Origin of the sequence: Craurococcus roseus, assembly GCF_039523795.1 — a bacterium.
In the GTDB taxonomy this organism is placed as follows: domain Bacteria; phylum Pseudomonadota; class Alphaproteobacteria; order Acetobacterales; family Acetobacteraceae; genus Craurococcus; species Craurococcus roseus.
Genome location: NZ_BAAAFZ010000081.1, coordinates 1 through 6,541 on the forward strand (window position 1 = coordinate 1; position 6,541 = coordinate 6,541).

Annotated in this window: 5 protein-coding genes and 2 pseudogenes; 6 read left to right on the forward strand and 1 reads right to left on the reverse strand. The window is 76.8% G+C overall.

Features of this window, described 5'->3' with window-relative positions:
- From ABD067_RS22695 to ABD067_RS22720, 6 genes and pseudogenes are all read left to right on the forward strand, one after another.
- Nucleotides 1-497: pseudogene (locus ABD067_RS22695) on the forward strand (gamma-glutamyltransferase); the annotation flags it as partial.
- A gap of 420 nt (nucleotides 498-917) precedes the next feature.
- Nucleotides 918-2,090, forward strand: a complete 1,173-nt coding sequence (locus ABD067_RS22700) for a pyridoxal phosphate-dependent aminotransferase (RefSeq protein ID WP_343897687.1) — start codon at nucleotides 918-920, stop codon at nucleotides 2,088-2,090.
- A complete protein-coding gene (locus ABD067_RS22705) occupies nucleotides 2,090-2,692 on the forward strand; it encodes a DinB family protein (RefSeq protein ID WP_343897688.1) in 603 nt (200 codons plus the stop codon). The genes ABD067_RS22700 and ABD067_RS22705 overlap by 1 nt, the downstream gene beginning before the upstream one ends.
- Nucleotides 2,689-3,648 (forward strand): Bug family tripartite tricarboxylate transporter substrate binding protein, encoded by a 960-nt coding sequence (locus tag ABD067_RS22710; protein WP_343897689.1) that lies wholly within the window; start codon nucleotides 2,689-2,691, stop codon nucleotides 3,646-3,648. The genes ABD067_RS22705 and ABD067_RS22710 overlap by 4 nt, the downstream gene beginning before the upstream one ends.
- A 542-nt stretch (nucleotides 3,649-4,190) precedes the next feature.
- Complete coding sequence (locus ABD067_RS22715; RefSeq protein WP_343897690.1) at nucleotides 4,191-4,901, forward strand: ArsR/SmtB family transcription factor; 711 nt, start codon at nucleotides 4,191-4,193, stop codon at nucleotides 4,899-4,901.
- Nucleotides 4,898-6,112 (forward strand): MFS transporter, encoded by a 1,215-nt coding sequence (locus ABD067_RS22720; protein WP_343897691.1) that lies wholly within the window; start codon nucleotides 4,898-4,900, stop codon nucleotides 6,110-6,112. The genes ABD067_RS22715 and ABD067_RS22720 overlap by 4 nt, the downstream gene beginning before the upstream one ends.
- 39 nt (nucleotides 6,113-6,151) lie before the next feature.
- Here ABD067_RS22720 and ABD067_RS22725 read toward each other — a convergent pair.
- Nucleotides 6,152-6,541, reverse strand: a pseudogene (locus tag ABD067_RS22725) (hypothetical protein); the annotation flags it as partial.

The window sequence follows — 6,541 nt, forward strand, 5'->3', positions numbered from 1 at the left end:
TCGCCCGCTATCTAGCGCACCGCAACACTGCGGCCTCGGCCGACGCGCCGCCGGGCGTCCTGCCGGCCTCGGCCGGGCTGATGGTGTTCGACCGCAACGGCGTCGCCGTGTCCTGCGCCTTCACCCTCAACAACCTGTTCGGCACCGGCCGCACGGCGCCGGGGATGGGCTTCCTGCTCGCCGCCGCGCCGGGCATGGGCGCCGTGCAACCGCCGCTGCTCGCGGCCGGCATCGCGTACAACCGCAACCTGCGCGCCTTCCGCATGGCCGCCGCCGGCTCGGGCCAGGAGGCGGCCGGCATCGCGGTCGGCGGCCCGATGGCGCTGCACCTCTTGCGCGGCCAAGCGCCGGCCGCGGCGCTGAACAACGGCTCGCCGGAGCCGGGCCGGACGCAACTCGGCGCCTGCCTCAACTACCTGCCCGGCGGGCCCGAGCGCTGCATCGCGCTCTCCGACCCGCGCGGCGCCGGCGTGGCTCTGGGGGCGGTGGACCAGTGAGCCGCCGCGCCCGGGCGCGTCCCGGCCCCCGCCGCCGGCCGCATCCTGGACGCCGGCCATCGTCTCGGTTTATATTCCTAGCATGACGAATCCCTCCCCCTCGACACCCGGCACCTCTCGCGAAGCCACGGAAGGGGATTTCGTCCGAAAGCCGCAAAACATCGCCGCTTGGACCGGAGCACACCCGCCTCCTGACGCTGCGGCCGGCGCGCCCCGCGGAGCCGGGGGAGGGGATTTCGTCCGAATGCTGCAAAAGCGGTCGTTGAAGCCGGAGGAAACCGGGGCGGAGCGCTCCAGGCCGGCACGGAAGCGTCCGCGCCGGTCGTCGCCGCCCCGCTCTCCGTCCGGTCCGGAAGACGGCTGCGGCTGGCGCCGAGGCGGGAGCGCGACGGCCGGCGTTTCGTCCGGGACCGCCGCCCGATGCCGCTGAAGACCGGCCGCGGCGCCTGCGCGCCGCCCTTCCTGGTGATGGACGTGATCGCCGCGGCCAACGCGCGCGCCGCCGCGCTGGCGCCGGGCGAGCCGGGCGTGATCCGCATGGAGGTCGGCCAGCCCGGCAGCGGCGCCCCGGCCGGCGCGGCGGAGGCGGCGGTGCGGGCGCTCCAGGGCGGGATGCCCCTCGGCTACACCGAAGCCTTCGGCCTGCCGAGCCTCCGCGCCCGCATCGCCCGCCACTACGCCGACCGCTACGGCCTCCAGGTGCCGCCGGACCGGATCGCGGTCACGGTCGGCGCGTCCGGCGCCTTCCCGCTCGCCTTCCTCGCCGCCTTCGACCCCGGCGACGCGGTGGCGATGGCCGCGCCCTACTACCCGCCCTACGCCAACATCCTGACCGCGCTCGGGATGAAGCCGCTCCTTTTGCCCTGCGACGGCTCCACGCGCTTCCAGCCGACGGTGGCGATGCTGGAGAAGTTGGACCCGCGCCCGGCCGGCTTGGTGCTCGCCAGCCCCTGCAACCCCGCCGGCACCATGCTGCCGCCCGACGAGTTCATCGCCATCGCCCGCTGGTGCGAAACCGAGGGCGTGCGGCTGGTCTCCGACGAGATCTACCACGGCCTATCCCACGGCGAGCTGCGCGAGGAAACCGCCGCCGCGCACTCGGAGAGCGCCGTGGTGGTGAACAGCTTCAGCAAGTACTGGAGCATGACCGGCTGGCGCATCGGCTGGCTCCTGCTGCCGCCCGACCTGCTGCGCCCGGTGGAGTGCCTGGCGCAGAACCTCTTCATCTCCGCCCCCCACGTCGCCCAGGTGGCGGCCGAAGCGGCGATGGACTGCGGGCCGGAACTGGAAGCCAACCGCGCCCGCTACCGCCGCAACCGCGCCCTGCTCTTGCGCGAACTGCCCCGCGCCGGCCTCGACCGCCTTTCGCCCGCGGACGGCGCCTTCTACCTCTGGGCCGATGTCGGCCACCTGACCAACGACAGCGTGGCCTTCTGCGCGCGGATGCTGGCCGAGACCGGCGTGGCCGCGACGCCCGGCGTGGATTTCGACCGCGAGCGCGGCGGCCGCTTCCTGCGCCTGAGCTACTGCGGACCGGAGGCCGACATGGCCGAGGGGGCGGAGCGGCTGCGGCGGTGGCTGGGGAGGGCGTGATGCAGGACGCCGCGCTGCTCCCCTACCGGAGCCTCGCCTACAACAACGCCTGGGCGAACCACCGCCTGCTCGCTGCCTGCGCGCGCCTCCCGCAAGCGGAGTGGACCGCGCCCCGCACCGGCTTCTTCCCGAGCCTACGCGCCACGCTGAACCACATCCTGGTCATCGACCGCTTCTACGTGGACGCCATGGAAGGGGGCACCCTCGGCCCCGCCGCCTGGGCCGACCGGGAGCCCTGCGCCGACGTGGCGGCGCTCCAGGCCGCGCAGGGCGACGCCGACCGCCGCCTCATCGCCGTGGTGGAGGCGCTGGACGGCGCCGCCGGCCTCGGCCGGATCGTCTCCGTCCACCGCGGCGAGGGCCGCGTGCAACGCGAGCGGATGGACCGGCTGCTGCTGCACCTTTTCCAGCACGACATCCACCACCGCGGCCAGGCGCACGGCATGCTGAGCGGCACGGGCGCCGCGCCGCCGCAGCTCGACGAGTTCTTCAACGAGGGCGAAGCGCCGCTCCGCGCCGGCGACTTCGCCGCGCTCGGCTTCACCGAAGAGGGGATATGGGGCAAGTGGCACCGCCTCGCGCAGGAGCCGCAACCCCGATGACCACGAGACGCCTCGTCCTCGCAGCGCCCGCGCTGCTGCTCTCCACCGCCGCCCGCGCGCAATCCCAGCGCACCGTCCGCCTCGTCGTCCCGTTTCCCGCCGGCGGCGCCACGGACGGGCTGGCGCGGCTCTGGGCGCCGGCTTTCTCCCAGCGGATCGGCCTGCCCGTGGTGGTGGACAACCGCCCCGGCGCCGCCGGCGTGCCGGCCGCCGACGTGGTAGCGAAGGCCGCGCCGGACGGGCTGACGCTCCTGCTCGCCACCTCCTCCATCGCCTCGACCGGCCCCGCGGTGAACCCGGCGCTGCCCTACGACGTGGAGCGCGACTTCCTGCCGCTGTCGCTCCTCGCCGTCTCGCCCTCCCTGGTGCTGGTCTCGACCACCGTGCCGGCGCAGACGCTGGAGGAGTTCATCGCCTGGGCCCGGGCGCGGCGGGGCCAGGTGAACTACGGCTCGTCCGGCGTCGGCACCGGCCCGCACCTCGCGGGCGCGCTGTTCGACCGCTTGGCCGACACCGGGATGGTCCATGTGCCCTACCGCGGCACCGGCCCGGTCTACGCGGAGTTGCGCCGCGGCGACGTCCACGCGCTGATGGACGTGCCCTCCACCGCCGCGCCGCACCTCCAGGGCGGCACCGTGCGGGCCTTGGCCGTCACCAGCCCCGCGCCGACGCCCTTGGCGCCCGGCCTCCGCCCCGCGCGCGAAGCGGTGCCGGGCTTCGAGGCCGAGACGTGGTTCGGCGTCTACGGCCCCGCCGGCTTGCCCGCCGCGACCGCCGCGCAGTACACGACGGCCGCTTCCGAAGCGATCCGCGACCCAGCCCTCACCGCGCGCCTAGCCGACTTGGGCGCCGAGGTCCGCGGCGCCGACGGCCCCGCCCTAGCCGCCGTGGCCCGCGCCGAACGGGAGAAGTGGACGCGGCTGGTGCGCGACCTCGGCATCAAGCCGGAGGGCTGACCTTGGCGCCCGGCCTCCAGCGCTTCATTGCGAAAACCGTGTCCTGCGGGTGCTCTGCGAGACATGCAGGGGAACGGGCGCGCCCTCGCGGACCATGGACAGCCGCCGCCCGAGGCCGGCGGCCAAGCCTGCTGCACGCTTGGACACGCGCGACAAGGCTCCCTCAACGACCGCTTGCGCTGCCGGGCGGCCGTTTTGGCTCTTACGACGATCTTCGCGGCGTCCTCGGCTCCCGGGGTCTTGGCCTCCGACTATGTCAGGCCGGCGGCTCCTTGGACCTCCATCCTCGTGCCCCTGCCCCTTCTCGCGGCCACGCTCCTGGCCATCCGGCGGCGTTCGAAAGCCGGGCCGCGCGGCATTCGCCTCCTCGACCCCGTCGGGACGGAGCGCGGCTCCGCGTCCCCAGCCACGGGAGGCTGAACGCCGCGGCGAGCATCGCCGGGAGCCGGGGGCGCACGCCCCGAATCGCGGAGCGGTACGCCGGCGACGCTTCGCCCAGCGCCGAAGCGGGGCGCCGCGCGCGACGCTATGCTCGCCGCGCCATGCCCACGCCAGCCGCCTTCGCCGCGACCGCCGCGCTGCTCGGCGACCCCGCGCGCGCCGCGATGCTGCAGGCCCTGCTGAGCGGCGAGGCGCTGACCGCCGGCGAACTCGCCCGCGTCGCCGGCATCGGCGCGCCCGCCGCCAGCGCCCACCTTTCGCGGCTGGTGGAGGGCGGGCTGTTGTCGGTCCACCGGCAAGGCCGGCACCGCTACCACCGCCTCGCTTCGGAGGAGGTGGCGGCGGCGATCGAGATGCTAGGCGGCCTTTCGCTGTCGCTCTCGCCGCCGCGGCGCTGGCCGCACGGCGACGCCTTCCGTGCCGTCCGCCTCTGCTACGACCACATCGCGGGACGCCTGGGCGTGGCGCTGCACGCGGCGCTCGTGGGACGCGCCTGGATCGCGCCCGCCGACGGCGGCTGGGCCGCGACGGCGGCGGGGGAGGCGGGGCTCGACGCACTCGGCGTGGACCTCGATGCCGCCCGCCGCGCCCGCCGCGCCCGCCGCTTCGCCTGCGACTGCATGGACTGGTCGGAGCGCCGGCCGCACCTCGCCGGCGGCCTCGGGCGGGAGATCGCCGCCTGCTGCCTGCGGCGCCATTGGCTCGGCCGCCCGCCGCCCGAAGGCCCGTCCGACCCGCTCGCCCGCCGGCGCCTGCGCGTGACGCCGGAGGGCGCACGCCGTTTGAAGGAGGCGCTGGGCGTGGCGGCGTGACCGCCTCGCCGGCCGCGCGGCTCCTGGCCGCGCTGGCGCTGATGACCGGCCTCAGCCAGTTCCACCGCGCCGCGCTCGGCGTGGTCGGGCCGGAGCTGGCCGCCGACCTCGGCGCCGGCGCGGGCGTGCTCGGCGCCGCCAACGGCGCGTTTTTCCTGGCGCTCGCCCTGGCGCAGATCCCGGTCGGGCTGGCGCTCGACCGCTGGGGACCGCGGCTGACGGTGGCCGCGCTCACCCTGCCCGCGGTGCTCGGCGGCGCGGCGCAGGCGCTCGCCCCGGACGGCCCGTCCTTCCTCGCCGCGCGCTTCCTGCTCGGCCTCGGCTGCGCGGCGGGCTTCATGTCGGCGGTGGTGCTCTGCGCCCGCTGGTTCGCGGGGGAGGGGCTGACCACCGCGCTCGCCCGCGTCTTCGCGCTCAGCAACTGCGGCATCCTGCTCGCCGGGGCGCCCTTCGCCGCCGCCGCCGAGCGCCTCGGTTGGCGCGGCTCCTACGCGCTCGCGGCCGGGCTCACCCTGCTGGGCGGCGTGCTCTGGTGGCGCCTTGTGCGCGACGACCCGCCGGGCGCCGTCCCGCCGCGCCGGCCCGAGACGCTGGCGGAGGCGCTGGGCGGCCAGTTCGCCGTGTGGCGCACGCCGGGGCTGCCGCCGATCCTGTCCATGCACCTCGTCGGCTACGCCTGCATGGCCACCGTGCTGGCGGTGTGGGCCGGCCCCTACCTCGCCGAAGTCCACGGCCTCGCGCCGGAGCCGCGCGGCGCGGTGCTGTTGCTGATGGGGCTCGCGCTGCCGGCGGGGCTGCTCGGCGTCGGTCCGCTGGAGCGCCGGCTGGGCCGGCGGCGGTCGCGGTCGCTGGTGGCGGCGCTCGCCGAGGGCGCCGCGCTGGTGCTCGCCGCGCGGGCGGCGTGGCCGCGGGCGCCTTTGCCGGTGGCGGCCGGGCTGCTGGTGCTGCTCTGCTTGCTGTCCTGCTTCCCGGTGCTGGTGGTGACGCAGGGCCGGGCGTTGTTCCCGGACCACCTGGTCGGGCGCGGCGCGACCACGGTGAACCTCGCGCAGACCGTGGGCGGCGCCGCCCTGCCGGCGCTCACCGGCGCCGTGGTGGCGTTGGCGCCGGCGGAACTGGCGTGGTCGGTCGCCTTCGCCGCGCTGTCGGCCGCGCTGGCCCTCGGCCTCGCCGGCTACCTCACCGGGCGGGGGCAGCCGCCGCCGCGCTGACGACGCGGCGGCGGTGATCGTCCGGGGAGGGGGGCGCCGTCAGCGCCTCCACCACCCGCTGCGCCGTGGCGCGTCGGCGGCGACCTCGTCCACCGAACGGGGCTGCACCGCGGGGCCCTGCACCGGCGCGGGCGCCACCGGCTCCGGCGCCGCTTCCTGTTTTCGGGGCGTGGTCATCGTGGCCAGGGCCGGCGACGGCTGCTCCGGCTCGGGCACCACGGGCTCCGCCGGCGCGTCCGCGCCCTCCGTGGCCGCCATCGGAGCCGGTTCGGCGCGCGGGTCCGGCAGGGGCTCGTCCGTGGCCTCCGCCACCGGCGCGGCCGAGGGCGCCGGCTCGGCATCGGCCACAGCGGCGGCGGGCGCCGCGAACAGGGCCGGCGCGGGCGGGGGCACCATGCGGGCGCGGCGCCCGCCGAGAACCGCCGCCGC

What these genes read in the sequence shown, in the direction of transcription:
- ABD067_RS22710 (WP_343897689.1), top strand. Translation starts at nt 2,689, where the DNA reads ATGACCACGAGACGCCTCGTCCTCGCAGCGCCCGCGCTGCTGCTCTCC.
- ABD067_RS22705 (WP_343897688.1), top strand. Translation starts at nt 2,090, where the DNA reads ATGCAGGACGCCGCGCTGCTCCCCTACCGGAGCCTCGCCTACAACAAC.
- ABD067_RS22715 (WP_343897690.1), top strand. Translation starts at nt 4,191, where the DNA reads ATGCCCACGCCAGCCGCCTTCGCCGCGACCGCCGCGCTGCTCGGCGAC.
- ABD067_RS22700 (WP_343897687.1), top strand. Translation starts at nt 918, where the DNA reads ATGCCGCTGAAGACCGGCCGCGGCGCCTGCGCGCCGCCCTTCCTGGTG.